Origin of the sequence: Mesorhizobium sp. M1312 (assembly GCF_040318115.1) — a bacterium.
Lineage (GTDB): Bacteria > Pseudomonadota > Alphaproteobacteria > Rhizobiales > Rhizobiaceae > Mesorhizobium.
The window spans coordinates 1-908 of the sequence record NZ_JAMYLQ010000099.1; the positions used below are offsets into that span (position 1 = coordinate 1).

The following is a 908-nucleotide window of genomic DNA, read 5'->3' on the forward strand; positions in this document are numbered from 1 at the left end:
CCGGGGATCATACTGGAAGTATTGTAGCTCTCGGCGATCCTGCGAGCCTTGGCGGCTCGCGCGCAGGCGAAAGCCGCATTCAGACGCTTCACGATCACCTGATGAAAAATCAAGTGATCGTCTCAATGCGCCGGGGCATGCTGCGCTTTTCGCTGCACCTATACAACACCGCCGACGAGGTCGATCAGGTTGTCCGCCTCACTAAGGATTGGCTGTCGTAGCAAAAATTTCACGTCTTGGGAGATAGGAGTATCTATGTCATCAACAAGCTCACAGACCGTCGCGCTCCTCCAGCAGTTGGTCAGAATTGAGAGCATCAACCCTTCGGCCTCAGCACAAGGGAGTGGGGAACAGAAGGTCGCCGCATTTCTCGAGACATTTTGTCGAGAACGAAATTTGCCGTTCGAGTATCAAGAAGTAACTGACGGTCGTTCGAACTTCTTTACCTGGGTTCCGGGACAAGACCCCTCCAAGCGCGTCCTGTTCGTATCTCACATGGACACTGTGCCCGTCGATAATTGGGTGGCAGATCCATTTTCTCCAGAGGAAAGGGAGGGGCGGATATATGGGCGAGGAAGCTGTGACGATAAGGGCCCGTTGGCGGCGATGTTAATTGCGCTCAGCACGCTCGGAGAACGCAAGCCCCGAGCCACCATCGTCTTGGCCGCGAGTGTCGATGAGGAATACCGAAAGAAAGGAGCGCGGGCAATCGCTCAGTCAGGTGTTTCATACGACGCTGCAGTAGTCGGTGAGCCCACTGACTTGGAGCTTGTCGTTGCACATAAAGGTTCGGTCCGCTGGCAGGTTGAAGTTGAGGGCGTGCCCGCTCATAGCTCCAAGCCTCATCTCGGGGTCAACGCAATTACAGGAATGGCCAAGGTCATATTGGCGCTCGACAAAATCAATGA

General features: G+C 54.7%; 1 protein-coding gene and 1 pseudogene. Both read left to right on the forward strand.

The features are described 5' to 3' along the window. Nucleotides 1-221: pseudogene (locus NKH36_RS34680) on the forward strand (aminotransferase class V-fold PLP-dependent enzyme); the annotation flags it as partial. A gap of 34 nt (nt 222-255) precedes the next feature. After that, nucleotides 256-908: M20 family metallopeptidase (locus tag NKH36_RS34685; RefSeq protein WP_352966312.1), on the forward strand; the 653-nt coding region annotated here is incomplete at its 3' end.